Below are 26,981 nucleotides of genomic sequence, written 5' to 3'. Positions count from 1 at the left end.
TGATGTCGGACCCCTGGGGGCCGGCAACGCTCAGGAGGTTCGCGTGCTCGGCGCATTTCGCTCGGCTCTCGCGACGCCGGATCTACGCAAGAAGATCCTGTTCACTCTCGGGATCGTCATTGTGTATCGGCTTGGTGCGACCATGCCCGCGCCGGGTGTGTCCTTCAAGAACGTCAAGGAGTGTGTCAACCAGGTCGAGGGCGAGGGCATCTACTCGCTCATCAACCTGTTCAGTGGTGGCGCGCTCCTGAACCTCTCGATCTTCGCGCTGGGCATCATGCCGTACATCACCGCGAGCATCATCATTCAGCTGCTCACCGTGGTGATCCCGCGGTTCGAGCAGTTGAAGAAGGAAGGGCAGGCTGGGCAGGGCAAGCTGACCCAGTACACGCGCTACCTGACCATCGGGCTCGCGATTCTGCAGTCCACCGGTCTGATCGCTCTTGCGGTGCGCGGCCAGCTGTTCGGTGACTGCTCGGTGCCGGTTATTCCGGACCAGAGCGTGTTCAACCTGGTCGTCCTCGTGGTCACCATGACAGCGGGCACCAGCGTCATCATGTGGCTGGGCGAGCTCATCACCGAGAAGGGCATCGGCAACGGCATGTCGTTGCTGATCTTCACCGGTATCGCGGCCCGCATCCCGGCCGAGGGCAAGAACATCTGGGGCAAGGGTGGCATCACCTTCACGCTGGTGTGCGTGGCGGCGCTTGTCATCATCACCAGCGTCATCTACGTCGAGCAGGCGCAGCGTCGCATTCCGGTGCAGTACGCCAAGCGCATGATCGGTCGCCGCATGTACGGCGGCACCTCGACCTACCTGCCCCTCAAGGTGAACCAGGCCGGTGTCATCCCGGTCATCTTCGCTTCGTCGCTGCTGTACCTGCCGGACCTGATCGTCCGCCTCACGCAGTCGAACGCCGCCGAGCCGAACTGGTTCTCGACGTTCGTGCAGACCTACCTGGTCAAGCAGTCCAGCTGGGTCCACATCGCGGCCTACTTCCTGCTGATCGTCTTCTTCACCTACTTCTACGTCGGCATCACGTTCAACCCGGACGAGCGCGCCGACGAGATGAAGAAGTTCGGTGGGTTCATCCCCGGCATTCGTCCCGGTCGCCCCACTGCCGAGTACCTGAAGTTCGTGCTCGGGCGCATCACGCTGCCCGGCTCGCTCTACCTGGGCATTGTGGCGATCCTGCCGAACCTGTTCCTGGACCTGACTGGTGACAGCCAGAACCAGAACTTCCCGTTCGGCGGCACCGCGGTTCTGATCATGGTCGGTGTCGGTCTCGACACCGTTAAGCAGATCGAGAGCCAGCTCATGCAGCGCAATTACGAAGGGTTCCTCCGCTAGTGCGACTCGTTCTCGTTGGCCCGCCGGGCGCGGGCAAGGGCACACAGGCCGAAGTGCTGAGCAAGAAGCTCGGCGTGCCGCACATCTCGACGGGCGACCTCTTCCGGTCCCACATCAGCCAGCAGACCGAGCTCGGGCGCGAGGTGCAGGACATCCTCGACGCGGGCGCGCTCGTGCCGGACTCCATCACGAACGAGATGGTGCGTGAGCGGCTCGCCGAGCCGGACGCCAAGGACGGGTTCCTGCTCGACGGGTTCCCGCGCAACGTCACGCAGGCCAACGTGCTCGGCGAGATCCTCGCTACGGACGGCCACGGGCTCGACGCCGTGCTGGAGTTCCGGGTCGACGAGGACGTCGTCGTCGAGCGGCTGCTCGCGCGGGGGCGGACCGATGACAAGGAAGACGTCATCCGGCACCGCCAGCAGGTCTACCGCAACGAGACGGCGCCGCTGCTCGACTACTACGCCGACAAGGTCATCACGATCGACGCCGTCGGCGAGATCGAGGAGATCAGCGAGCGGGCCCTCAAGGCGCTGCGCGAGCTGCGCGGCGAGAAGTGAGCGGTGGTGGACTGCTCGACCGGCTCCGCTCGGTTCTGCCCGGTGGTCGTGACCGCATGATCGAAATCAAGACCCACGCACAGCTCGAGGCCATGCGCGCCGCCGGGCTGGTCGTGGCGCGCACCCTCGCCGCGGTCGTCGACCACGTCAAGGTCGGCGTCAGCACGGCCGAGCTCGACGAGCTCGCCGAGCAGACCATCCGCGACGCGGGCGCCATCCCGTCGTTCAAGGGCTACAACGGGTTTCCGGCGAGCATCTGCGCCTCGGTCAACGAGCAGATCGTGCACGGGATCCCGAACAAGAAGCAGATCCTCGCCGAGGGCGACCTGATCTCGATCGACTGCGGCGCCATCCTCGACGGCTGGCACGGCGACTCGGCGGTCACGGTCGGCGTCGGCGAGCTCTCGCCCGCCGACCAGAAGCTGTCCGAGGCGACCCGCCAGTCGATGCTCGCGGGCATCGAGATGGCCGTACCCGGCGGCCGGCTGTACGACATCTCGTTCGCCATCGAGTCCGCCGCCATCGAGGCGGGGGAGCGCGACGGCGTCGAGTACGGCATCGTCGCGGACTACGGCGGCCACGGCATCGGCACCAAGATGCACATGGACCCGTTCCTGCCGAACTACGGCAAGCCGGGCAAGGGGCCGAAGCTCAAGGTCGGCATGGCGATCGCCATCGAGCCCATGCTGTCGCTCGGCACCGACGACTCGAACGAGCTCGACGACGGCTGGACCGTCGTCACGGCCGACGGGACGCGCGCCGCGCACTGGGAGCACAGCGTCGCCATCACCGAGGACGGACCCTGGGTGCTTACGGCACCCGAGTGATCTGAGTCACCCGTTAGAAGGGGAGTTCGCCGCCGGCGAGCTCCCCTTCTTGACTTTCGGGGCCCGATTTGGGCTGACGAGCCTGGGTGCGTACACTGGACGGGTGGCGCACCTGTCGCGCCGGTTCCGTCGTGCTTCGGAGTCGGGGTCACACGCGCGCCCACGTTGATATCACCGTCACGAAACGCGGAGGACATGGGCAAGAAGGACGGGGCCATTGAGGTCGAGGGCCGCGTAGTCGAGCCGCTCCCCAACGCGATGTTCCGCGTCGAGTTGGAGAACGGTCACAAGGTACTCGCGCACATCAGCGGCAAGATGCGACAGCACTACATCCGCATCCTCCCTGAGGACCGGGTTGTCGTGGAGCTCTCGCCCTACGACCTGTCCCGCGGGCGCATCGTCTACCGCTACAAGTGACCTCCAATAGCAGGAGACTTCAGGCGTGAAGGTCCAGCCGAGCGTCAAGAAGATCTGCGACAAGTGCAAGGTGATCCGCCGTCACGGCCGGGTCATGGTGATCTGCGAGAACCTGCGTCACAAGCAGCGTCAGGGCTGATCATCCCCTTCTGCACTCGTTGACGATCTCTCGCCGACGCAGAACAGAAACCTCCTCGCACCTACCTGTCACGGTTCGCCGTGCCAGGGACACCTCCGGATTCCAGGCCGGAGCCGGGACACCGGCTGTGAGAGCAGCCGGAACGACACACAGCGAGTCAGTCCCGGAAGTGGGCGAGGAGCAGACCTGGAAGTAATCGACAGGAGTTAACCGCCACATGGCACGACTCGCTGGCGTCGATCTCCCCCGCGAGAAGCGGATGGAGATCGCGCTCACCTACATCTTCGGTATCGGTCGCACGCGCTCCAAGGAGCTGCTCACCGCCACCCAGATCTCCCCTGACCTGCGCGTCAAGGACCTGAGTGACGACGACCTCGCCAAGCTGCGGGACTACATCGAGAACAACTACAAGGTCGAGGGTGACCTCCGTCGTGAGGTTCAGGCCGACATCCGTCGCAAGATGGAGATCGGCTGCTACGAGGGTCTTCGCCACCGTCGCAACCTGCCCGTCCGCGGTCAGCGCACCAAGACCAACGCGCGTACGCGTAAGGGTCCGAAGAAGACCGTGGCCGGCAAGAAGAAGGCCGGCAAGAAGTAAGACCTCGTCGCACCCATCGACTTAGGAGTTCCAGAAAGCAATGCCACCCAAGTCCCGCACGGGCGCCGGGGTCAAGAAGGTCCGGCGCAAGGAAAAGAAGAACGTCTCGCACGGCCAGGCGCACATCAAGAGCACGTTCAACAACACCATCGTGTCCATCACGGACCCGATGGGCAACGTGATCAGCTGGGCGTCCGCAGGCCACGTGGGCTTCAAGGGCTCGCGCAAGTCGACGCCGTTCGCGGCGCAGATGGCCGCCGAGAACGCCGCCCGCAAGGCCGCCGAGCACGGCATGCGCAAGGTGGACGTGTTCGTGAAGGGTCCGGGCTCCGGCCGCGAGACCGCGATCCGTTCGCTGCAGGCCGCCGGTCTCGAGGTCGGCACCATCCAGGACGTGACCCCGCAGCCCCACAACGGCTGCCGCCCGCCCAAGCGGCGCCGGGTCTGAGGCACGGGGAGGAGTAAGAACTAATGGCTCGTTACACGGGACCTGCGACGCGTATCTCGCGCCGCCTCAAGGTCGACCTCGTTGGTGGGGACCAGGCGTTCGAGCGCCGTCCGTACCCGCCCGGCCAGCACGGCCGTGGCCGGGTCAAGGAGTCCGAGTACCTGCTGCAGCTCCAGGAGAAGCAGAAGGCTCGCTACACCTACGGCGTCCTCGAGAAGCAGTTCGTCCGCTACTACAAGGAAGCGGTTCGTCGTCCGGGCAAGACCGGTGAGAACCTGCTCCAGATCCTCGAGGCTCGCCTCGACAACGTGGTGTACCGCGCGGGCCTCGCTCGCACGCGTCGCCAGGCTCGTCAGCTGGTCGCGCACGGCCACTTCCTGGTCAACGGCCAGAAGGTGAACATCCCGAGCTACCAGGTGTCGAAGTTCGACATCATCGACGTGAAGCCGAAGTCCATGCCGACGCTGCCCTTCGAGGCCGCGCGCGCGTCCTTCGGTGAGCGCCCGATTCCGGCTTGGCTGCAGGTCGTTCCCTCGAACCTGCGCATCCTCGTGCACCAGCTGCCCGAGCGCGCGCAGATCGACACGCCTGTCACCGAGCAGCTCATCGTCGAGCTCTACTCGAAGTGATCCTCTCGGAGGGGCGGTTCGCCGTCCCTCCGGTCGGGTCCCGCTGCGGCGCGAAGGGTGCGCCGCAAGCGTTTGCCAGTCTCCGCGACTGGCGTCTTGACGGCGTCAAATAGCGGGCGTCGTTTAGGAGAGGAAGAACCCAGTGCTGATTTCCCAGCGCCCCTCGCTCAGCGAGGATGCGGTCGCCGAGACCCGTTCCCGGTTCGTCATCGAACCGCTGGAGCCGGGCTTCGGTTACACCCTCGGCAACTCGATCCGCCGCACGCTGCTCTCGTCGATCCCCGGTGCTGCTGTCACGAGCATCCGCATCGACGGCGTGCTGCACGAGTTCACCACGGTTCCGGGCGTGAAGGAGGATGTCACCGACATCATCCTGAACCTCAAGGAGCTCGTCGTCTCGTCCGAAGAGGACGAGCCGGTGACCATGTACCTGCGCAAGCAGGGTCCCGGTGTGGTGACCGCCGGCGACATCGTGCCCCCGGCCGGTGTCACCGTGCACAACCCCGACCTGCACATCGCCACCCTCAACGGGAAGGGCAAGCTGGAGATCGAGCTCGTCGTCGAGCGCGGTCGCGGCTACGTCCCGGCGGTTCAGAACAAGCAGGCCGGTGCCGAGATCGGTCGCATCCCGGTTGACTCGATCTACTCGCCCGTCATGAAGGTGACGTACAAGGTCGAGGCGACTCGTGTCGAGCAGCGGACCGACTTCGACAAGCTGATCCTCGACGTGGAGACCAAGCCCTCGATCACCCCGAGGGACGCGGTTGCCTCCGCGGGTAAGACCCTGGTTGAGCTGTTCGGCCTCGCTCGCGAGCTGAACATCGACGCCGAGGGCATCGAGATCGGCCCGTCGCCCGCTGAGGCGGACACCATCGCCGCGTTCGCGATGCCGATCGAGGACCTGGACCTCACCGTCCGGTCCTACAACTGCTTGAAGCGGGAAGGCATCCACACCGTCGGCGAGCTGGTTTCGCGCAGCGAGGCGGACCTGCTGGACATCCGCAACTTCGGTGCGAAGTCGATCGACGAGGTCAAGATGAAGCTCGTCGGCCTCGGCCTCGCGCTGAAGGACAGCCCTCCTGGGTTCGACCCCTCCGCCGCCGCTTCGGACTACCACCCGTCCGAGGCGTGGGGTGCAGACTCCGGTCTGGACCACCACGACGACGGTCAGGACTACGCGGAGACCGAGCAGCTCTGAGGCTCAGGCCCCTGAGCAGAGGATCTCTTTTAGTTACTACAGGAGCAAGCGATGCCCACCCCTACCAAGGGTCCCCGGCTCGGTGGGTCTCCGGCGCACGAGCGGCTGCTGCTCGCCAACCTGGCGACGGCGCTGTTCCAGCACGGCCGGATCAAGACCACTGAGGCGAAGGCGAAGCGGCTGCGGCCGTACGCCGAGAAGCTGATCAGCAAGGCGAAGGCAGGCGACCTGCACAACCGTCGCGAGGTCATGAAGGTGATCCGCGACAAGGACGTCGTGCACAAGCTGTTCGCCGAGATCGGCCCGTTCTTCAGCGACCGCAACGGTGGCTACACGCGCATCACCAAGACGCTGGCGCGCAAGGGCGACAACGCCCCCATGGCCATCATCGAGCTGGTGTCGCAGAAGCTGGTCTCCACCGAGGCCGAGGCCGCGAAGAAGACCAAGTTCGCCAAGGACGAGGTCAAGGCCGAGGCTCCGGCCGCCGCCGAGGTCGTCGAGGAGACGACCGAGGACGCGGTCGAGGTCGACGGTGAGCCCACCGCCGAGGCCGTCGAGGCCGAGGAGAAGTCCGACGAGGCCGGCGAGGCCAAGAAGGACGAGTCCTGACTCGAACCGCTGACGAGCCCGTCGTTCCCAATGGGGACGGCGGGCTCGTTCGTGTGCGCCTCGACCTCGCCTATGACGGCACGGACTTCTCCGGCTGGGCCCGCCAGCCGGAACGCCGGACCGTCTGCGGCGTGCTCGAGGACACCATGTCGATGGTGCTGCGCGAGGACGTGCAGCTGACCGTCGCCGGCCGCACCGACGCGGGCGTGCACGCGTCCGGTCAGGTCGCGCACGCCGACCTTCCGTCCACAGTGGACGTCGCCGCGCTGTCGAACCGGCTGGCGCGCGCCCTGCCCGCCGACGTGCGGGTCTTCACCGCTCGGGTGGTGCCCCCGGAGTTCGACGCGCGGTTCTCCGCGTTGCGGCGGCACTACGAGTACCGCGTGACCGACGCGCCGTTCGGCGCGCATCCGTTGCGGCGCCTGGACACCCTCGCCTGGCCCCGCCCGCTCGACCTCGGCGCGATCAACGAGGCGTCCGCCCTCCTGTTGGGGGAACACGACTTCTGCGCGTTCTGCAAACGCCGCGAGGGCGCGACGACGATCCGTGAGCTGCAGCGCCTGGAGTGGGTGCGTGACGGGGCTGTGCTGACCGCTCACGTGTCCGCGGACGCGTTCTGCCACTCGATGGTGCGATCGCTCGTCGGCGCGCTCCTGGCGGTCGGTGAGGGCCGCAAACCGGCATCCTGGCCCGCCGGCCTGCTGTCGCTGCACGAACGCTCCAGCCAGGTCACCGTGGCGCCTCCGCACGGCCTGTCGCTCGTGCGCGTGGACTACCCGGCGGACGCCGATCTCGCCGCGCGCGCCGAGGTCACCCGCAACGTCCGCACGCTTTGACCTGCTCCTTAGACTGAGAGGCAGTCTGGGGGGACTGCTGTTCCGGCGTTCCTCACTCCACGTCGAGCAGCTGGGGGCTGTCGTGACCGTTCCGCCTGAAGAGAACCCGTACAGACCGCCGAGCGGTCCCCAGGGCAAGCCACCGATGCCGCCGGCCTACATCCCGCCGGCGCCACCACCGAAGAAGTCGTCGTCCGTCGGGGTCATCCTCGGGGGGCTCCTCGCGGCGGTGATCGTGATCGCGTTTGCCGTGCGGGTGGCGCTGCACCACATGCCGAGCGACTCCGAGAGCCTGCCGGCCGTGACGTTGACGGACATGCCCACATTCACGATGACGACGTCCGCGCCGCCGAAGTACGTGGCGGGGGAATGCGTCTCGATGACCGGCTCGTCCATCAACCCGGCGTTCGACAAGGTGGACTGCGCGTCGGGAAAGGGCAACTACGTCATCGCCAAGGCGCCCGAGTCCGGTGCGGGCTGCGCGGAGAACTATTCCAAGTACACCAAGGGCAGCCTCAAGCTCTGCCTGATCCCGGTGTTCGAGGACGGCGGTTGCTACAACTTCAGCGTCGCCGGGATCTCGGCCGAAACCCCGAAGATGGACTGCTCCCCGTTCGTCGTGAAGGCCACGGTTCTCAAGGACACCGTCGACACGGCGGCCTGCGGACCGAACGTCGGCAAGGCGCTGGCGTACCCGGAGATCAAGGTGACCTACTGCCTGAACCAGGGTTCCTGACCCAGAGCGAAGCCCCCGTCCGGGGGAACGGGGGCTTCCGGGTCGGGCGTTCAGCGGATCAGACGTCCAGCGTCCAGGAGTCGATGAAACCGGTGTCCTGGCGGTACCAGTCCTGCACGCGCAGGGTCCAGGTGCCGTTGGCGTTCTCGCCCGACAGGTTCTGCGGCGGGAACGTCACGTTGATGTCGTCCGCACCGTCGCTGCCGTTCTGCACCTTGAGCTTCTTCACGGCGCCGGACGGCGTGACGAGCTCGACCGACAGGTCACCGCGCCAGGTGTGCTTGATCGCGACCTTCACCGTGGCGGCGGTGGACGCCTTGCCGCTGCAGCCGCTGATGGTGATGCTGCTGGTCACGGCCGCACCCGCGTCGGGGATGGCCACGTCGGTGTCGTTGGTCTGCGCCTCGCAGCCGGTGGGCGGGTTGCCGCCGCCGGAGCCGGTGATCTGCAGCAGCTTGTTCGGCGAGCCGGTGCCGGGGTTGGTGACCACGCCGTCGACCGAGGCGGCGACCAGGGCGTCGCGGACCTGCTGCGGCGTCGCGGTCGGGTTGGAGCTCAGGTAGACCGCCGCCGCGCCCACCACGTGCGGGGTGGCCATCGAGGTGCCGCTGATGGTGTTCGTGGCGTTGTCATCGGTCAGCCACGAGCTGGTGATGTCCGTGCCCGGTCCGAAGATGTCGAGGCAGGTACCGATGTTCGAGTAGGTCGCACGGGCGTCGGTGCGGTCGGTCGCGCCGACGGTGATGGCCTCCTGCGTGCGGGCCGGGGTGGTGTTGCACGCGTTGCCGCCGTAGTCGTTGCCCGCGGCGAGACCGTAGGTCACGCCGGCCGCGATGGAGTTGCGCACGGCCTGGTCGACCTGGTCGTTCGCGCCACCACCGAGCGACATGTTCGCGACGGCCGGCTTCACGGCGTTCGCGGTGACCCAGTCGATGCCCGCGATGACACCGGCGTAGGAGCCGGAACCCTGGCAGTTCAGCACACGGACCGCGACGAGCTTCACGTCCTTGGCGACGCCGTACTTGGTGCCACCGACGGTGCCCGCGACGTGGGTGCCGTGGCCCTGGCAGTCCGCCGGGTCGTCGTCGTTGTCGACGAGGTCCTTGCCCGGCAGCACGCGGCCGGTGAACTCACTGTGCGACGCACGGATACCCGTGTCGATGATGTAGGCGGTGACGCCCGTGCCCTTGTTCGGGTACGTGTACGAGTTGTTCAGCGGCAGCGCCGCCTGGTCGATGCGGTCCAGACCCCACGAGGGTGTCGGCGACTGCGTGTCGGAGATCTTCACCTCGCCGTCCTGCGACACGCTCGCGACGCTCGGGTCCGCGGCGAGCCGCTTCGCCTGCTGCTCCGACATGGTCGCCGAGAAACCCCGCAGTGCGGCGGAGTAACGGTGCGTGATCTTCGCGTCGTACTTGGCGCTCAAGCTGTCCGTGCTCGACGCGCTGACGTCCTTCAGCACGACGATGTAGTTGTCCTTGATGGCGTTCGAGGCCCCCAGGCCGCGAATCTCCCCCTCTGGGGCAGCGGTGGCGGAGACCGTGCTGAGCGCGAGCGCGGTGCCCGCAGCCAGACCGATTCCGGCCACTCTCCTGGCCCATGATGCGCGAACTTCCCTCATAGCGGGGTGCTCCCTCGTCGCAGGGTCGTGCAGATAAACGTTTACTAGTTGCGACTCGAGGTGTGACGCAAGAAGTCCCACGAAACAACCGACGAACGTCGGCTCAACAGTTTTCCCTTGGCTGTTAAGGGATTGCTTCGCTGGCACCCTGGACGGGCAAAGAAAAATGTGCCCCGGACAAGGGATGTCCGGGGCACATCGTTGCATAGAGACGCTAATCGCCTCGGCGAACCTGTCCCAGGATCTGGGTTTCGCCCGGCGTCGTGACGAGCCGCAGCGGCCGCCACAGGTCCTGCCCGAGCGCGATCACCTGGTCGTCCTTCAACGTCGTCAGCTGCTGCGCCATCTGCGGACGCAGCCGCCAGATCTGCGACGCCAGCTGCGTCTGACCGTGCGGAAGTCGTTGCAGCAGCACGAGATCCGCGGTGTTCGCGGTGCTCGCCGCCTGCGGGTGCAGGTACGGCAGCACGTACATCGTGGTCTGCCACGGCGAACGCGGCGGGAACAGCTCCTGCGGCACGTGACCGCCGTCGTGCACGACGAGCAGCGGCATGTCCTCGGTCGGCCTCGGCAGGTCGGCCGGGGTCAGCCTGCGCAGCTGCACCAGCGGGGACGGACGGCCGTCGGGACCGCTGCCCGCGGCGCGCTGGATCTGCTGCCACGCCTGCGGGCGTCCGGTCGCGATGATGATCAACGCGCCGGTGGCCATGGCGCGCAAGGCGATCTGGCGCGCCAGATACAGGCCGCCGACCACGACCATCCTCGTCGGGACCGGGCGGAGCACCGAGATCGTCAGCGGCTCGCCCTGCATGCCCGCGCCCAGCATCATGCCGCCGCGGTCACCGCTCGGGCTCACCACGTCCAAAAGGGACGGTGACACCAGGAACTCGGGGGCGACGCTGTTCTGCCCCTGGCTGTCCATCAGTCGGGCCGAGCTCATGCCATACCTCCGAGCGGCAGGGTCGCCGCGAGACCCGCGAGCTGCTGTCCGCGCAACGGGGTCAGCGTGATGTCGAGCTTGTCGCCCATCTTCTCCAGCTGGTCGTCCGCACGCTCCAGCTCGCTGGGCGTCCGGGCGCTCACGCGCACCAGACCGCGCAACGACACCTGGCCGTCCTCACGCGACGGCGAGATCGACAGCGCCAGCGTCGACGACAGCGCCCGCACGCCGGTCAGGGCGTTCAGGTTGCTGCGCAAGCCCTTCGACGGCCAGCCGGTGATCGCGTAGGTCGCGTGACCGACGCCACCCGCCGTCACGCCGCCCCACTTCTCCCGCAGCGACACGGGGTTCGTGGTGCCGGCGACACCGGTGAACTCGGCCGCCGAGATCGCCGCGCGCAGCAGTTCGTCCGAGTCGAGCGGACGGATCGTGACGCCCGCGGACTCCAGCGCGTTGCGGACGCGGGAAAGTGCGCCAATCAACGCGCGGTGGGCGCCGACGACACCGCCGCCACGTTCCCGGATCGCGGCCGCGCATCGTTTCGGGTCCAGCCGAACCGTGATCCACGTCGTGCGGCGCGCCGCGGCCGGCAGGCCGCCGAGCACCTCGAGGTAGCTCATCTGCGCCGGAGCGTTCGGTGGGAGCGCCGCGCTGCCGGGGTAGCAGTGCCAGATGACCGAGATCGCGTCGAGCACGACGCCGCGGTCCTCGAGGCACGGCGCGAGTGCGCCGAGCGGCAGCGAGGGGGCCGCGCCGACCGGGCTGATCAGCGGCGGGGTCGGGTCGACCAGCAGGACCGCGGTCCAGACGCCGTCGTGCCACGAGAGGGCGAGCGGCCGCCGTTCGTGGTCCTGGCCCTTCGCGATGACGAGGTCCGGGATCGCGAGGCGCAGCAACGCCACGCGCGGGTCGTCGGGGCCGATGACCGAGGCCTCGTCCTCACCGGGCTGGTGCTCCGGCGGGGCGGACCGCTTGGCCGTGCGGCCGTGGCCGCGGAAGTTGTACCGCAGCGTCAGCGCGATCCACTGGGTCAACCAACGACCACGCGATCGGGTGAAAGCGAGGATCAGTGCGATCAACAACACACCGCCCGCGATCCCCAGCATCACGACGTTCTTCACGCCGCCGATGGTGAGCAGGATCAGGCCGATGGCGAGACCGATCTCGATGACGACGAGGTTCGCGACGGGAAGCGACCCCAGGCTGGCACCAACGGTTCTGCGGCGGACACGCCCGACCGGCCGAGGTGGAGGCGTCGGTCCAGGTGGCGGACCACCGGGACCGGGCGGCCGCTGCATTCCCGGGTTCGGCCGTGGCGGATGTGGAGTGGTCACGGACATCCGTTGTGGTCTCTTTCCCCTCGACGGTCGGTGGGCTTGGCGAACCGGCCCACGGAGCAACCTGCGTCCGGCTATCCTGCCGAACCGTACCGCGACTGGGAGAGCAGCGAGCCGAGAATGGCATCAACACCCACCACCAAGTCACAGGTCCAGGCCTACCGATTCGTCTTGCGGAGGATGCAGTCAGCACTTGTCCGCAGAGACGCGGTCATGCTGCACGACCCGATGCGCAACCACTCGCGCGCGACAGCGGTGGGTGTGTTGCTGGGCATCGTCGGGCTGCTCGGGTTCCTGGTGTTCGGCTTCTTCAAGCCGCAACCCAGACTCGACAGCGACACGCAGATCGCCATCTCCAAGGAGACGGGGCAGGTCTACGTGGTCAGCACGAACCCCAACCAGCTGATCCCGATGACGAACCTCGCGTCGGCGCGGCTGCTCTGGTACCAGAAGAGCAACCCGGACGCGGGCGGTGCGGGCGGCACGCAGGACGGCGGTTCCGCCGCGGCCGGCGGCACCAGCGGTGAGGTGGCCGTCGCGGGCGGCACGCCGAAGCTGGTCAGCGAGGCCGCCCTGGCCAAGATGCCGAAGGGCCGGCTGACCGGCATCCCGGACGCGCCCGACGTGCTGCCGGGTCCGAGCAACCGCATCGGCGCCGAGTGGTCCGTCTGCGACACCCTCGACCTCGACGAGTTCCGCAAGAACCCGTCGATCGCGAACAAGATCGATACCACGGTCATCGCCGGCGTCGCGGGTGGTGACCAGCTGCTGGACGGCGAGAACGCGCTGCTGGTCCAGTCGAAGACGAACGACAAGGCGTACCTGATCTACAAGAAGCCGGACAGCCTCACGTCGATCTCGTCGACCACCGTGCGTGCGCAGGTCGACCTGAAGAAGGACCCGGTGAAGGCGGCGCTCAAGCTGAGCAACAAGCCGCCGCGGGCGGTCAGCAACGGCCTGCTCAACGCGATCCCCGAGGTCGCGCCGCTGTCGGCGCCGATCATCCCGAAGCAGGGCTCGCCGGCCAGCTACATCGAGGGCGCCAGCGTCAAGATCGGTGAGGTCGTCGAGGTCAACCGCACCGGCGCCTCGGAGTACTTCGTCGTGCTCGAGGACGGCCTGCAGCACGTGGAGCCCGCGGTCGGCGACCTCATCCAGTTCACCTACCAGGGCACGGGCACCACGATCCGCGAGGTGACCGCGGCCGCGGTGGCGAACCACCTGGAGCCGAAGAAGAAGCTGAAGCTCGAGGAGTACCCGGCGAAGGTGCCGACGGTGCTCGAGCCGAACGCCAACAACACGGTGGTGTGCCTGGGCTGGCGGGCGGACAACGTGAAGGAAGGCAACAAGTCCGAGAACACCAAGGTGACGCTCGGCGCCGGGCTGCCCGTCTCGAAGGACGCCGTGCCGGTCGCGATCAACCAGGTCGGCTCGACCGGTGAGATCGTGAACAAGTTCGTGATGGTGCCCGGCAAGACCGCGGTGGTCCGCGGCAGCCAGAACATCACCGACTTCGGCAAGGGGCCGATCCACATCGTGACCGGCCGCGGCGTGAAGTACGGCGTGCCGGACAAGGGCACCGCGGAGGCGCTCGGGCTCGGCAACGTCGCGGACTTCCCGCCCGCACCGGAGTCGATCCTGCGGCTGTTGCCCAACGGGCCACAGCTCAACCGCAACGACGCGATCCGCAGCTACGACGCCATCCCGGTGCCGAAGGACGCGGGTCAGCTGCCCACGCAGCAACAGGGCAGTTAGTGGCGTGACACGCAACGTTGGCGGTGAATTCACGCTCAGCGGGACGCCTCGCGGCACCGGCCCCACGTCCACAGCCAACCAGGATGAGGACGCGGCGCCGGCACCCCGATGCGTCCATCTGAGCGCGAATTCCCACGGCAACGTTGCGAGCCACGCCACTAGGGAACCTGCCGCCGGTCGGCACCGTCACAGGTGCCGACCGTTGTAAGGGGGAAGCCGTGGTTCAGTCAGGCCGGATCGAGATCGACCCTCGTTGGCTCGAGTCCTATGCGGACAGAGTCGACCACGCGGCCGACGATCTGCGGCGAGTGCGCGACGCGATGAAGCACTCACCCCTGCGGCCCGAGTCGTTCGGCGAGATCGGCCGTTCGCTCGGCAGCGCACGTGGCTACGCACGGGCGGCGGAGCTGTTGAACGGACAGCTCGGCCGCGCGTGCGAGGTGCTCGCCGCGGCGGCGAAGGGACTGCACGACGTGGCCGAGCACTACGGCCACCACGAGGACGACAGCCTGGCGCGGATCAAGAAGGCCGATCGCCGATGAAGGAGATCGCCGCGGAGTTCGCGCCCCAGTTGGATTTCCTGTCGCGGGTGAGCCGCCGGGTCGGGGTCGCCGACCTCGTCGAGGAGTACTTCGACCCGCTCGTCGGCGACTGGGCGGACCTGCGCGCCGAGGCCGAACGCTGGCGCAAGGCCGCGCACGTCACCGAGACCGTCACCAAGCACGTGGCCGGTCCGCTCGGCAGCGTCGACGCCGCATGGCAGGGCCGCGACGCGGAGTCGTTCGTCGAACACATGCGCACGGTCGGGCTCGCCGGCACCGACATGTCCGACGCGATGACCGCCATGGCCGAGGCGCTGGAGGAGACCGCGGACACCGTCCGCGACATCGTGCGCGACATGGGCCGGGTGCTGGCCGACGCGGCGGAGTCCGTTTCCGGTGCGGCGGCGTTGCCGCTCGACGGCGACCACGCGGTGGTCAAGCACGTCGAGGAGTTGCGCACGCCCGTGCGGGAGCTCTTCGAGTCCGCGCGCGACGTGCTGGAGGCGTTCCTCAAGCTGTGCGACGGACTGTCCGGTGAGGACGGTGGGTTCGGCGCGGTGACCATGAAGCACCGCTACCCGGAGACGAACTGGTCCTACACGCCGCCCGCCGCGCCCAAGGGGCCCGCTCAGACTCCTGAGAAGCCCGCTGAGGCTGCGAAGACGGCCGCCGCCGGCGTCGGTGGGGGTAGCGGAGCGCACGGCGGTGGCGGCTCGATCAGCGCCGCTTTGAGTGGTGGTGCTCCGGAGTCGCACCAGCAGATGCAGCCCGGTGGCAGCACCGCCGTCCAGGAGCCGCACCACGCGCCGGAGCCCGCCGCGCATCCGGCGGCGGCCGCCGCGACGGGACCGGCCGGTGGCCCGCAGGGTGCCGGCGGCCAGGGCGGGATGATGGGGCCGATGATGGGTGGCGCCATGGGTGGCCAGCAGGGCGGCGACAAGGAGCACAAGCGCAAGCAGCAGCTCACCGGTTCCGTGGACGACCTGCTCGGCAAGCCGAAGAAGGCCAGCCCCAAGGTCATCGGCGAGGACTGACTTTTCGCGTTCCAAACCTCCGAATGTCGCGACTTGAATCACATTCAAGATCAAGTTTTTCGCCGGGCCCGTTAGGCCATTCGGTGCTACGTTCGTTGCGCGACGTACCCGCGTCGAATGTCGAAACTGTTTCTGGGGGAACAACAATGCGGGTTATTTCTCGTACCGTTTTGCTGGCGGCTACCGGTCTGCTCGTGCTGGGGGCGACCTCGATGGCGCAGGCCGGCGAGGCCAGTGCCGCCCTGCCCTGTGGTCAGTACTGGGATGCCGACTTCAACACCAATGGCGTGAACATCCGCTCCGGACCCGGCGTCGGGTTCGGGGTCAACGGTGTCGGCTACATCGGCCACAAGATTGACATCTGCACCTCGACCCGTGGTGACGACGTCGACTGTGGCAACGGGCGGCGCCACCAGACGTGGGACGAGATCATCGATCGCCGCACCGGCGTCCGGGGATTCGTCTCCGAGTGCTTCGTGAACTACCAGCGCTGATCGTCGCAAAAATAAAACTGCCCGTGCGATTCAGGTCGCACGGGCAGTTTTCGTTGTTCTGCGATCAGGCTGGACGGCGCCGGTTGCGGTTCACCGTGTGCATGACGAACAGGGTGAGCAGCAGCATGCTGACGCCGATGGCGGTGCCCGCGAGCGCCACGATCATCGGCTTCCAGTTCTTCTGCCCCGGCGGGTTGACCTGCGTGGTCAGCGGCGTGATCTTCGGCAGCGTCGCGCTTGCCCGCTAGTCCGCGTCAGCAGTACTCCAAGAGGTCGTTCCTAATCCATACCCCGGTGCTGCCGCCCCACAGATCGCCCTTCGCCCACCAGATGCCGTCGACGGGGTTGTCGCCCATGGCAGTACCCGTGACGGTGATCTTCTGGCCGCGGTTGACGATGCCCAACGCGGTGTAACCGGTGCCCGGACCGGTTCGGTAGCGGGTGCCGTCATCTTTGACGCAGGTGTCGAACGATGCCGCGTTCGCAGGTGTAGCCACCAGCGTCGCACTCAGTGCGACCGCCGCCAGTGTCGCCATGAGGTACTTGCGCACTACGAGGTTCCCCCCTCGGTGTTGACAATCGATTGCTGGATCATCCGATCGGCGGTCTGGTTGCCACGGTGTGCAAACAGACCGCCGAAGTTGGTGAGTCAGGTGCTCGGAATCAGGCTGGACGCCGCCGGTTGCGGTTCACCGTGTGCATGACGAACAGGGTGAGCAGCAGCATGCTGACGCCGATGGCGGTGCCCGCGAGCGCCACGATCATCGGCTTCCAGTTCTTCTGCCCCGGCGGGTTGACCTGCGTGGTCAGCGCGGCGACCTTGGGCGGCGTGGCGCCCTTCTTCTCCGACGGGATCACGGCGGTCAGCGCGGCGATCGGGTTGACCATGCCGTGGCCGATCTTGTTGTCCCGGCCGTTCGGGTTGCCGGGGTGCTGCGCGGTCGCCTTCAGCCGGTACATCACCTGACGGGCGTTGAGCTCCGGGAACCGTTCGCGCACCAGGGCCGCGACACCCGCGACGTACGGCGACGCGAAGCTGGTGCCGCGGATCGGCGCCAGCTGCTGGTTCTCCGGGTTGAGGTTCGCGTTGGTGAGCCCGGTGCCCTTCGGGTCGAGCGTCACGATGCCCTCGCCCGGACCGGCGATCGAGACCCACGGGCCCCACACGCTGAAGTCCGAGACGATGCCGCCCTCGTTGATCGACGCGACGGACAGCACGTCGTCGGCGAACCAGGGCGGGGAGGCGACGACCTTGACGTTGTCCGGGTCCGTGTTGTCGTTCTGCGCGCTGCAGCCCGCGCCCTGCTCGGCGCTGAGGTTGCCCGCCGCGGTGACGATGACGACGTTCTCGACGTCCACCGCGTACTTGATCGCACCCTGCAGCATCTCGTCGTCCGCCCCGAACGTCTTGGGTGGAGCGCAGTTCGTCAGCGAGATGTTGATGACGTCCGCGCCGGACTTCGCCGCCTGGACGATCGCCTGCGCCAACGTCCGGATCTTGCCGGCGGTCGGACGGGCCTCCTGGGTCGGCGTGCCCTTGAACTCGAACCGGTCGCTGGTCTGGCGGATCGCCAGGATGCTCGCTTCCGGTGCGGCGCCGACGAAGTCGGTCTCGGTGTCCTCGCTCGCGGCGATGACGCCGGCGACCTCGGTGCCGTGGCCGTCGCAGTCCTTCATGCCGTTGCCGTCGTTCTTGCCGACGTAGTCACCGAGCGCGGTGACGCGGCCCTGCAGCCGCGGGTGGTTCTCCACGCCGGTGTCGATGACCGCGACCTTGACGTTCTTGCCGGTCGCGAACCGGTGCGCCTGCTCGAGGTTCAGCCGCAGCTGGCCGTACGGCCGTGAGTTGACCGTCGTGCCCTTGTTGTTCGGCGCGATGCATTGCTTGTTGTTGCGCACGTAGTCGACGTCCGGTGCCGGGTTTCCGATGGTGTCGGCGGGCGGCAGCGGCGAGCCGTTCTTCCAGGGCGGCGGCTGCGAGTTCGGCCGCTCGGGCTTGTTCGCTGTGCTGGACGGCTGCGCCACCGCCGGGCTCGCCGAGAGCGGCCCGGACAGCAGCATCAGCGCGGCGGCGGAGACCGCCGCGACTCGCTTCACCGTGGTCATGCCGCGATGAGTCCTCGGAAGACGACGTAGAGGTCCATGACCGCCAGCGCGAGCGGCAGCACCGACGCGATGAGGATCGCCTCGAGGATGTCGACCGTGCGGCGCAACGGCGGCGAGAACTTCTGGTTGGGGAAGATCACGCCGAGCACGAGCGCACCGGCGCCGAGGATCAGCAGCGCGCCGAACACGAACAGCAGGCGGTGCAGCGCGGACGCCTCGGCCAGCCAGCCGATCAGGATCCCCGCCGCGGCGAGCATGCCGCTCGCGAGCAACGCGACCGCCTGCGCGCCGTTGGCGTACGCCCGGCCGCGCAGCATGAGCACCAGCGCGACGGCGACGCCGTAGATCGGGCCGAACGGCGTGCCGTCACCGGCGGCGATGATCGCGCACAGCGCCGCGGTCACACCGGTGCCGATGATCATGCCGGTCATGTACTCGTGGGCGACCGCGGTGCGCTTCTCGATCACCGCGTACTCCGGGAAGCCGGTGTCCTCCTTGAGGTCCTCGGCACTACCCGGCACGGTCGGCATCGGCAGCTTCGCCAGTTGCAGCGTCACGCGCGGAAGTGCGGACATCGCCGCGAGCGCCACGGCACCGGTCGCGGCGGCGATGCCGACGAGCGGGTGCGCGATCAGCGTCGCGAAGAGGTACGCGATGGCGCCGATCGTCGCGCCGGTCGCCGCGGCCACGAACACCGTGACACCGTGGCCGATCAGCAGGATGCCCGCCCACGCGAAGATCATCATGAGCACGAAGCCGAGCAGCATGTTCGGCCGGTCGTACTCGCCCGGGACGATGTAGAAGCCCGCCACGAACGCCATCGGCAACGCACCGGCCGCGGCGATGAGCACGCCCGTGTCCGGTGCGGCGTAAGCACGGGCGACCGTCGCACCCGCCGCCAGCGTGGCGACCGCGGCGACACCGGCGGTGATCGCGGCAGCGAGCGCGCTGCCCTGGCCGTTGAACACCGGGCCGGACAGGAACACCGCGACGGCCGACGCGATCAGCGCGAGCGCGCCCGCGATGTGGCCGAACCGCTTCGCCGTTTCCTTGGTCCACGGCCGGAAGCTGTCCGGGCTGGACTCCGCGATCGCGTCGACGACGTCGTCGTAGAGCGGCGGAGGCGGGTTTTCGTTGCGGCGCCGCAACTGCAGCAGCTCGCCGTCGACCACGCCGAGCGACGCGAGCGTGCGCGCCGGGTCGAGCGGGCTGTCGCCGAGCTTCGCGAGGCACCAGCCACCGTGCCGGACGCCGCCGTCCGGAGTGGCCTCTCTCGCCATGTCCAGCAGCATCGGCAGGAGATCGGCCACCGCCACGTCGGCAGGCAGCGCGACGTCGATACGCGTGCGAGGTGCCACCACCGTCACCCGGCTGAACACCGTCGTACCGGTCGCCACCAGGGCCCCCTAAGTCAGATCAGCGCTTATAACAGTGTCCCCGACCCTATTGGTCCAGTCGGACGCGTGCCGGGCGGCCCTAGTATGGCCGTAGCGACCCCTCTCGTACCGAGTTTCGCGGAACACGTTCGTTTAGCTTTTTCTCCGACCCGCCTTCGCAGCCCTCGCCGATGCGCCATAGTGTCGGTTGCTACTGGTGGCGTAACGAGAGTCGAAGAGGTGCCTGTCAGTTGAGCACGCTGCAGTTCAAGCGAACGGCACGCCTTGCTGCTCCCCGGCCTCCCGGCGGTGAGGTCCACCTCGAACCGCCACCTGAGGTCCCGCGGATCATCCCCGGCAACGTCATGATGAAGGCGATGCCGGTCGTGATGATCGTCGCATCCGTCGGCATGATGGCGATGATGTTCACCACGAGTGGGCGCAACCCGGCGGCGATGATCATGCCGGGCATGATGCTCATCTCGACGGTCGGCATGATGGCCGGCGGCATGGGCTCGGGTAAGGGCCAGAAGAAAGCCGAGATGAACGAGGACCGCAAGGACTACCTGCGGTACCTCGGCCAGATGCGCGACCGTGCGCGTGAGGCCGCCGACGAACAGCGCGCCGAGCGCGAGTGGGTGCACCCGGACCCGCAGATGCTGTGGTCGCTGGCGACCACGCGGCGCATGTGGGAACGGCGTCAGAACGACCCGGACTTCTGCCACCTGCGCGCCGGTCGCGGCTCGCAGCGGCTCGCCACCAGACTCGTTCCGCCGCAGACCGGTCCCGTCGAGGAGCTCGAGCCCATCGCGACGCTGGCGCTGCGCCGTTTCGTGCGCGCCCACTCGCTGGTGCCCGACCTGCCGATCTCCATCGCGCTGCGCGGCTTCGCCGCCGTCGGCATGCTCGGTGAGATCGAGGACCGCCGGAATCTGACCCGTGCGCTGCTCGCCCAGCTCGCCACGTTCCACTCCCCGGACGACCTGCTGATCGCGGTCGTCTCCGCGGGCCGGACGAAGCAGCTGTGGGAGTGGTGCAAGTGGCTGCCGCACGTGCAGCACCCGACGGACATCGACGGCATCGGCCAGCGCCGCATGATGGCGAACTCGCTCGCCGAGATCGAGCAGATGCTCGACGAGTACCTGCGCGACCGGCAGCGGTTCACCCGCAACGCGCCCCCGCCGGCCGACCAGCCGCACATCGTGATCGTCATCGACGACGGTGACATCACGCGGGAAGAGCAGATCATCCTGGAAGAGGGCCTGGTCGGCGTCACGCTGATCGACCTCTCCGAGTGCCTCGGCAACCTCACCGCGCGCCGCGGCCTGCGGCTGGTGATCGAGGACAACAAGCTCGGTGCCCGCTCGGCGAGCGGGGTCGAGTGGTTCGGCGCGCCGGACTCGCTGAGCATCGTCGAGGCCGAGGCGCTCGCGCGGCGGATCTCGCCGTACCGGATGGGTGCCGCGGGCGAGGTCGGTGGCCTCGACGAGGACCCGCTCGCGATGAGCAACAACCCGCCGCTGCTCGAGTTCATGGGCATCCCCGGCGACCCGCTGTCGTTCGACGTGCAGCAGGCTTGGCGGCCGCGGCCGAAGCACGACCGGTACCGGATTCCGTTCGGCATCGGCGAGCACGGCCAGCAGGTCGAGCTGGACATCAAGGAGGCCGCCGAGGGCGGCATGGGCCCGCACGGCCTGTGCATCGGTGCGACCGGTTCCGGTAAGTCGGAGTTCCTCCGGACGCTGGTGCTGGGTCTGCTGGCGTCGCACTCGTCGACCGCGCTCAACATGATCCTCGTCGACTTCAAGGGTGGTGCGACGTTCCTCGGCCTGGACAAGGCCCCGCACGTCGCCGCGACGATCACCAACCTCGCCGGTGACCTCACCCTGGTCGACCGCATGAAGGACGCCATCGCCGGTGAGGTGGCCCGCCGCCAGGAAGAGCTGGCGAAGGGCAACTACAAGAACGTGTGGGACTACGAGAAGGCCCGTGAGAACGGTGCCCCGCTCGACCCGCTGCCGGCGTTGTTCATCTGCATCGACGAGTTCTCCGAGATGCTGACGGCGAAGCCGGACTTCATCGACATCTTCCTCCAGATCGGCCGCGTCGGCCGGTCGCTGCAGATGCACATGCTCCTCGCGTCGCAGCGACTGGAGGAGGGCAAGCTGCGTGGTCTGGACACGTTCCTCTCGTACCGGATCGGTCTGAAGACCTTCAACGCGGCGGAGTCCCGTGCGGCGATCGGTGTGCCGGACGCCTACGAGCTGCCGCCGATCCCGGGTTCGGGTTACCTGAGCGTGCAGGGTTCGCCGCTGACCAGGTTCAAGGCGCTCTACGTCTCGGGCGCGTACCGCCCGTCGGGCATGCAGAGCGCGGGCGAGTCGGTGGCCGTGCGCAGCGACAAGCGGCCGCGGTTCTTCGTGCCGGACTTCATCGAGATCCCGAAGGAGCCGGAGCGTCCCGCCGAGCCGGTCCGCGAGGAGAAGAAGGAAGAGGGCAACGAGCCGACCCAGCTCGAGCTGATCGTCGAACGCCTCGTCGGCCAGGGCCCGCCCGCGCACGAGGTGTGGCTGCCGCCGCTGAACGAGCCGCCGACGATGGACACGATGCTGCCGCCGCTGGACGTCACGGAGGACCGTGGCCTCACGTCGCCGTCGTTCCCGGTGCTCGGCAAGCTGCAGATCCCGGTCGGCATCGTCGACCGGCCGTTCGAGCAGCGGCGTGACCTGCTGTGGGCGGACTTCTCCGGTGCCGCCGGTCACGGCGCGGTCGTCGGCGGTCCGCAGTCCGGTAAGTCCACGCTGCTCAGGACCATGATCGCGTCGTTCGCGCTGACGCACACGCCGCAGGAGGCGCAGTTCTACTGCATCGACCTCGGTGGTGGCACGCTCGCCGCGATGGAGTCGCTGCCGCACGTCGGTGGCTTCGCCGGCCGTCTCGACGTCGACAAGGTCCGCCGCATGGTGGCCGAGCTCCAGACGTTGATCACCGAGCGCGAGCTCCGGTGGCGCGAGCAGGGCATCGACTCGATGGTCGAGTTCCGCAACCGCAAGCGCGCGGGCAAGATCACCGACGACGACTTCGGCGACGCGTTCCTGATCGTCGACGGCTGGATGAACTTCCGCCAGGAGTTCGAGGCGGTCGAGCCGCAGGTGCAGGCGCTGGCCGCGCAGGGTCTGTCGTTCGGCATCCACGTGATCGTGGCCGCCAACCGGTGGGCCGAGATCCGGCCGGCGATGAAGGACCTGCTCGCCACCCGCTTCGAGCTGCGCCTCGGTGACCCGAGCGAGTCCGAGATCGACCGCAAGGTCGCGGTCAACGTGCCGCCCGGCCGGCCCGGTCGCCTGCTCACCGGCGAGAAGCTGCACGCCCTCACGGGTCTGCCGCGCATCGACACGGTGCAGGACCCGACGACGATCTCCGCCGGTGTGCAGGACCTGAGCGCCAAGCTCAACGCGGCGTGGCGCGGCAAGCGCGCGCCGCAGGTCCGGATGCTGCCCGATCTCATGCCGTACGACCAGTTCCTGCAGCAGGTGCCGCAGGACCGTGGGCGCCTGGTGCCGATCGGCGTCAACGAGGACGAGCTCGCGCCGGTCTACATGGACTTCGACGCCGACCCGCACTTCTACGCGCTGGCCGACGGTGAGTCCGGCAAGACGAACCTCCTGCGCACGATCGTGCGCGGCATCATGACCAGCTACACCTCCTCGGAGGCGCTGATCCTGCTGGTCGACTACCGCCGCACGATGCTCGGGTTCATCGACACGGACCACCTGCTGGCCTACGCCGTGTCCTCCGCACAGCTCGGGGACATGGTCAAGGACGTGCGCACGTCGCTCGTCGGCCGCATGCCCGGCCCGAACGTGACGCAGGAAGAGCTGAAGAACCGGTCGTGGTGGAAGGGCCCCGAGGTCTTCGTCGTCATCGACGACTACGACCTCGTCGCCCCGCAGGGTGGCCAGAACCCCCTGCAGCCGCTGGCCGAGTTCATCCCTCAGGCCAAGGACGTCGGTCTGCACGTCATCGCCGCCCGCCGCATGGGTGGTGCGTCGCGTGCGATGTTCGACCCCGTTCTCGGCAAGCTGAAGGAGATCTCGGCGCCGATCTTCATCGGTTCCGGCTCGAAGGAGGAGGGCAACATCGTCGGCAACCTGAAGCCGTCGCCGCAGCCTCCGGGCCGGGGCACGCTGGTGACCCGCAAGCACGGGCAGCAGCGCATCCAGTACGCCTGGATCCAGCCCGACTAGGAACGCGAAAAGGGCCCGCAGCCGTCAGGTTGCGGGCCCTTTTCTGGTGGTAGCAGGGGTGTTGCTACCGCCCCCCAGTACCGGTAGCCGGCCGCGATCAAGAGGGAGAGGTCGCGGATGGCGTGGCGGCGATGACATCCCCCAGTGCTTTCAATGTCACCGTCACCCCGGTGATGAACACTCTGCCGCAGCCCGCTCACATGCCGCTCACACATCGATGACGCGGCGCCGTCGTCGATGGCCTCTACACTCGGCCATTCGTGAGGTTGGGGGACAGCGGTGAGACTCCAGTACCGGATCCTGGGACCGCTCGAGGTCCGTGTGGACGGTCGTGAGGTGACCGTCCCGGCCGGTCACGCCCGAGTGCTGCTGGCCACGTTGCTGTTGCGCCCCAACCGTTTCGTGTCCGTCGACGAGCTGATCGACCGCCTGTGGGACGGAGATCCGCCCACTCCGGACCGGGCGAAGACGACCCTCCAGATGGTCGTGACGCGCCTGCGTCAGGCCCTGGGTGACGCGAACTGCGTACGAACGTCGACCGGCGGCTATGTGGCGGAGGTCGCGGTCGACCAGCTCGACCTGACGTGGTTCCGCTCACTCGTCGCCCGCCAGCGGTACGCCGACGCGCTCGCCCTGTGGAGCGGCCCGCCGCTGGCGAACGTCCCCTCGGACGCCCTGCACCGCGACGACGTGGCCCCGTTGCTCGAAGAACGCCTCGTCGCCCTGGAGCAGCGGATCGACGCCGACCTCGACCGAGGCCTGTCCGGCGAACTGGTGGCGGAGCTGCGCACGCTCACCCAGGAACACCCGTTCCGCGAACGCTTCTGGCGTCAGCTGATGCTCGCGCTGCACCGCTCGGGCCAGCAGGCCGAAGCCCTGGCCGCGTACCGGGAGGTCGGCTCCCTGCTGGCGGCCGAGCTCGGCATCGACCCGTCGCTCGAGCTGCGTGACCTGCACCAGGCGTTGCTGGCCGGGGACGTCCCGGCGCCGTCCGGCTGGAAGGTGCTGTGTCAGCTGCCTCCCGACACGGGCGACTTCGTCGGCCGGGAGAAGGTCTTCGGTCTGGTGCGAGACCGGCTCACGGCGGCGTCGGAGACGGTGCCGATCGTGGCCGTGACCGGGGCGCCCGGTGCGGGCAAGAGCGCCTTCACCGTCCGCGCCGCGCACCGGTTGCGGGACGCGTTCCCCGACGGCCAGCTGTTCGTCCGCCTGGACGGCGCCGGCCGAGCACCCCGTGATCCCGCCGAGGTGCTCGGAGAGCTGCTCACGGCGCTCGGTGAGAGCGTGTCCGCGCTGCCGGACGGTCTGCAGGCCAGGGCTGCGGCGTTCCGCGCCCGGATGGCCGACCGGGCGGTCCTGGTCGTGCTGGACGACGCGGCCGGGTTCGACCAGGTCGAGCCACTGCTGCCGGGTACCTCCCGCAGCGCGGTGCTGATCAGCAGCAGGCGTCAGCTCGGTGGGCGGGCCGGCTCGTACGGTGTGCGGCTGCCACCGTTCGACCAGGACGAGGCGCTCGAGCTGCTCGACCGGATCGTCGGTGCGGAGCGCATCGCCCGCGAACGCGATGCCGCGGCGGCCATCGTCGAGTTGTGCGGCGGCCTGCCGCTCGCGCTGCGCGTGGTCGGCGCCCGGCTGACCGCCCGGTCGTCGCTGCCGCTGTCCGCGCTGGCTTCACGGTTGGCCGACGAGCGTCGCAGGCTCGACGAGCTGACCACCGGCGACATGGAGGTCAGGGCCACCTTCGGCCCGAGTTACGAGGCTCTCACACCCAACGCGGCAACCGCTTTCCGCAGGCTCGGCCTGCTCGGCGCGGCCGACGTCGCGAGCTGGGTGGTCGCGGCGCTGACCGGTGTGCCGGACGGTGACCGGCTGGTCGAGGAGCTCGTCGAGGCCAACCTCCTGGACGAGGTGGGTACGGACGCGACCGGCGAACCCCGGTACCGCTTGCACGACCTGCTCGCCGTCTACGCGGCCGAGCTGATGTCCACCGAGGAGCCCGCGGAGCTGAACGCCGCCCGCCGCCGGTACGGGGAGGCGTTGTGTGCCCTGACCGACGCCGCATGGTCCCGCCTGCGCGTGGTGATCGACGAGGTGGACCCGGTTCCGGTGAACCTCACCGAGGTCCTGCCCGCGAGCGAGGTCGAGCGGCTCACCGCGGACGGCCCGGCCTGGCTGCTCGCCGAGCAGCTGCAGATCGACCGTGCCATCAGGTTCTGCCTGAAGGAGGGCTGGACCCACCTCGCCGCGGGCATCGCCGAGCGCGCGTTGCGGCACCTCGACGTGTTCTATCCGCACGACCGCGTGATGGACACGTTCACCCTGCTCAGGGATGCCGCACGGGACGCGGGCGACCTGCCGCTGTCGTGCAACTTCGAGTTCGCGAGGCTGTTCCAGCTGAGCAGGCTCGGCGTCGACGACGAGCTCGTGCGGGCTTTCGGCGAGTGCGCCGACGAACTGGCCGCCTTGGGCGACCTGGCCCAACTCGCCGAAGTGCTCGCCGCCCAAGCGCACTTCACCCGAATCCACACCGGCAAGCCGGCGGTTGGAATCGCGGAACGGGCGGTGCGGGCCGCGCGGGCGAGCGGCAACGAGAAGGTCTACCTGTCCACGCTGCGGGAACTCGCTTCGATGCTCGCGGACAGCGATCGGTACGCCGAGGCCGTCCCGCTGTTCGAGGAGGCGCTCGAGCTGGCCGAGCGGATCGATCCCGCCGCCGAGATGCAGGTGTTGTATCGCATCGCGTTGCACGCCCTGGCCGCCCAGGACCTCGACCGTGCGCGCTCCGCCTCTGTTCGGGCGCTGGAGCTCAACGAGGGCACGGACGATCTGCGCGGCTACGCCTACGTCTCGCTGATGAGCGCACGGGTTGCGACCGCATGCGGGGACGGCGCCTCGGCGATCGCGATCGTCGACCGGGCGATGCAGATCTTCGAGCAGATGAACGAGGGCATCGGCATGGTCAACGCCGCGGCCACCAAGGCCGAGGCCTACCTCGCGGCCGGGCGACATGACGATGCCGTGCGGTTGGTCGACGAGGCCTTGGAGATGTATGCCTACGTTGGTGCGGTTGAGCATGAGGACCGCCTACGCGCCGTGCGCGCCGCCGCGAGTTGACCGCCATTGGGCCCGCAGTCTCCAGCTGCGGGCCCAACGGCTGGGGTGACCGGTTTGCCGCCGTGAC

At 68.3% G+C, this 26,981-nt stretch carries 25 protein-coding genes; 19 read left to right on the top strand and 6 right to left on the bottom strand.

All coding sequences use genetic code 11. The annotated features are described in order from the left end of the window. The first annotated feature begins 43 nt into the window (after positions 1-43). From secY to QSK35_RS13155, 12 genes are all read left to right on the top strand, one after another. The gene (secY, locus tag QSK35_RS13210) at positions 44-1,351 is read left to right on the top strand and encodes a preprotein translocase subunit SecY (protein WP_285745723.1); all 1,308 of its coding nucleotides are present in this window, start codon (positions 44-46) and stop codon (positions 1,349-1,351) included. After that, positions 1,351-1,911 carry an adenylate kinase gene (locus tag QSK35_RS13205; protein ID WP_285745721.1) on the top strand — a complete coding sequence of 187 codons (561 nt, stop codon included), beginning with the start codon at positions 1,351-1,353 and terminating at the stop codon, positions 1,909-1,911. Before secY ends, QSK35_RS13205 begins: the two co-directional genes overlap by 1 nt. 56 nt (positions 1,912-1,967) lie before the next feature. Then, positions 1,968-2,738: a type I methionyl aminopeptidase gene (gene map / locus QSK35_RS13200; RefSeq protein ID WP_285745719.1), complete on the top strand. Its 771-nt coding sequence runs from the start codon at positions 1,968-1,970 to the stop codon at positions 2,736-2,738. A 195-nt stretch (positions 2,739-2,933) separates the two neighbouring features. Then, positions 2,934-3,155 carry a translation initiation factor IF-1 gene (gene infA, locus QSK35_RS13195; RefSeq protein ID WP_005166804.1) on the top strand — a complete coding sequence of 74 codons (222 nt, stop codon included), beginning with the start codon at positions 2,934-2,936 and terminating at the stop codon, positions 3,153-3,155. Positions 3,156-3,180: 25 nt separating this feature from the next. Further along, positions 3,181-3,294 (top strand): 50S ribosomal protein L36, encoded by a 114-nt coding sequence (rpmJ, locus tag QSK35_RS13190; protein WP_010148647.1) that lies wholly within the window; start codon positions 3,181-3,183, stop codon positions 3,292-3,294. A gap of 217 nt (positions 3,295-3,511) precedes the next feature. Next, entirely contained in the window at positions 3,512-3,892 is a 381-nt protein-coding gene (rpsM, locus tag QSK35_RS13185) for a 30S ribosomal protein S13 (RefSeq protein ID WP_285745717.1), read from the top strand. Positions 3,893-3,932: 40 nt separating this feature from the next. Then, a complete protein-coding gene (rpsK, locus tag QSK35_RS13180) occupies positions 3,933-4,340 on the top strand; it encodes a 30S ribosomal protein S11 (protein ID WP_033436732.1) in 408 nt (135 codons plus the stop codon). A 23-nt stretch (positions 4,341-4,363) separates the two neighbouring features. Beyond that, the gene (rpsD, locus tag QSK35_RS13175) at positions 4,364-4,969 is read left to right on the top strand and encodes a 30S ribosomal protein S4 (protein ID WP_285745712.1); all 606 of its coding nucleotides are present in this window, start codon (positions 4,364-4,366) and stop codon (positions 4,967-4,969) included. Between the two features lie 142 nt (positions 4,970-5,111). Further along, on the top strand, positions 5,112-6,167 hold the full coding sequence (locus QSK35_RS13170; protein WP_285745710.1) for a DNA-directed RNA polymerase subunit alpha: 1,056 nt from the start codon (positions 5,112-5,114) through the stop codon (positions 6,165-6,167). A gap of 51 nt (positions 6,168-6,218) precedes the next feature. After that, positions 6,219-6,776 (top strand): 50S ribosomal protein L17, encoded by a 558-nt coding sequence (rplQ, locus tag QSK35_RS13165; RefSeq protein ID WP_285745708.1) that lies wholly within the window; start codon positions 6,219-6,221, stop codon positions 6,774-6,776. Positions 6,777-6,829: 53 nt separating this feature from the next. After that, on the top strand, positions 6,830-7,612 hold the full coding sequence (gene truA, locus QSK35_RS13160; RefSeq protein ID WP_285745706.1) for a tRNA pseudouridine(38-40) synthase TruA: 783 nt from the start codon (positions 6,830-6,832) through the stop codon (positions 7,610-7,612). Between the two features lie 82 nt (positions 7,613-7,694). Continuing rightward, complete coding sequence (locus tag QSK35_RS13155) at positions 7,695-8,348, top strand: LppU/SCO3897 family protein (protein ID WP_285745704.1); 654 nt, start codon at positions 7,695-7,697, stop codon at positions 8,346-8,348. Between the two features lie 58 nt (positions 8,349-8,406). Here QSK35_RS13155 and QSK35_RS13150 read toward each other — a convergent pair whose 3' ends face one another. From QSK35_RS13150 to eccE, 3 genes are all read right to left on the bottom strand, one after another. Continuing rightward, positions 8,407-9,969: a S8 family peptidase gene (locus tag QSK35_RS13150; protein ID WP_285745702.1), complete on the bottom strand. Its 1,563-nt coding sequence runs from the start codon at positions 9,967-9,969 to the stop codon at positions 8,407-8,409. Between the two features lie 214 nt (positions 9,970-10,183). Then, the gene (locus QSK35_RS13145) at positions 10,184-10,909 is read right to left on the bottom strand and encodes a hypothetical protein (RefSeq protein WP_285745700.1); all 726 of its coding nucleotides are present in this window, start codon (positions 10,907-10,909) and stop codon (positions 10,184-10,186) included. After that, positions 10,906-12,249, bottom strand: coding sequence for a type VII secretion protein EccE (gene eccE, locus QSK35_RS13140; protein WP_285745698.1), 1,344 nt, complete (start codon positions 12,247-12,249; stop codon positions 10,906-10,908). Before eccE ends, QSK35_RS13145 begins: the two co-directional genes overlap by 4 nt. A gap of 117 nt (positions 12,250-12,366) precedes the next feature. Between eccE and eccB the strand changes: the two genes are divergently transcribed. The 5 genes from eccB (at position 12,367) to QSK35_RS13115 (ending at position 16,319) form a co-directional block, all read left to right on the top strand. Further along, positions 12,367-14,001, top strand: a complete 1,635-nt coding sequence (eccB, locus tag QSK35_RS13135) for a type VII secretion protein EccB (protein WP_285745695.1) — start codon at positions 12,367-12,369, stop codon at positions 13,999-14,001. 218 nt (positions 14,002-14,219) lie between these two features. Next, positions 14,220-14,543: a hypothetical protein gene (locus QSK35_RS13130; RefSeq protein ID WP_285745694.1), complete on the top strand. Its 324-nt coding sequence runs from the start codon at positions 14,220-14,222 to the stop codon at positions 14,541-14,543. Beyond that, a complete protein-coding gene (locus QSK35_RS13125; protein ID WP_285745693.1) occupies positions 14,540-15,577 on the top strand; it encodes a WXG100 family type VII secretion target in 1,038 nt (345 codons plus the stop codon). The genes QSK35_RS13130 and QSK35_RS13125 overlap by 4 nt, the downstream gene beginning before the upstream one ends. Before the next feature lie 146 nt (positions 15,578-15,723). Next, the gene (locus QSK35_RS13120) at positions 15,724-16,071 is read left to right on the top strand and encodes a hypothetical protein (RefSeq protein ID WP_285745691.1); all 348 of its coding nucleotides are present in this window, start codon (positions 15,724-15,726) and stop codon (positions 16,069-16,071) included. 101 nt (positions 16,072-16,172) lie between these two features. After that, positions 16,173-16,319 carry a hypothetical protein gene (locus QSK35_RS13115; RefSeq protein ID WP_285745689.1) on the top strand — a complete coding sequence of 49 codons (147 nt, stop codon included), beginning with the start codon at positions 16,173-16,175 and terminating at the stop codon, positions 16,317-16,319. Between the two features lie 6 nt (positions 16,320-16,325). Here the strand turns inward: QSK35_RS13115 and QSK35_RS13110 are convergent, their stop codons facing one another. From QSK35_RS13110 to eccD, 3 genes are all read right to left on the bottom strand, one after another. Further along, entirely contained in the window at positions 16,326-16,622 is a 297-nt protein-coding gene (locus QSK35_RS13110; protein ID WP_285745687.1) for an SH3 domain-containing protein, read from the bottom strand. 112 nt (positions 16,623-16,734) lie between these two features. Further along, complete coding sequence (mycP, locus tag QSK35_RS13105; RefSeq protein ID WP_285745685.1) at positions 16,735-18,177, bottom strand: type VII secretion-associated serine protease mycosin; 1,443 nt, start codon at positions 18,175-18,177, stop codon at positions 16,735-16,737. Beyond that, positions 18,174-19,574, bottom strand: coding sequence for a type VII secretion integral membrane protein EccD (eccD, locus tag QSK35_RS13100; RefSeq protein ID WP_285745684.1), 1,401 nt, complete (start codon positions 19,572-19,574; stop codon positions 18,174-18,176). The genes mycP and eccD overlap by 4 nt, the downstream gene beginning before the upstream one ends. Positions 19,575-19,804: 230 nt before the next feature. Here eccD and eccCa point away from each other — a divergent pair, with 230 nt between their 5' ends. Then, positions 19,805-23,800 carry a type VII secretion protein EccCa gene (eccCa, locus tag QSK35_RS13095; RefSeq protein ID WP_285745683.1) on the top strand — a complete coding sequence of 1,332 codons (3,996 nt, stop codon included), beginning with the start codon at positions 19,805-19,807 and terminating at the stop codon, positions 23,798-23,800. A 279-nt stretch (positions 23,801-24,079) separates the two neighbouring features. Further along, positions 24,080-26,914, top strand: coding sequence for an AfsR/SARP family transcriptional regulator (locus QSK35_RS13090; protein ID WP_285745682.1), 2,835 nt, complete (start codon positions 24,080-24,082; stop codon positions 26,912-26,914). The last annotated feature ends 67 nt before the right edge of the window (positions 26,915-26,981 follow it).

It is taken from the genome of Lentzea sp. NBRC 105346 (assembly GCF_030269605.1).
Taxonomy (GTDB): Bacteria; Actinomycetota; Actinomycetes; order Mycobacteriales; family Pseudonocardiaceae; genus Lentzea.
This window is presented reverse-complemented; position numbering and strand designations above follow the sequence as displayed.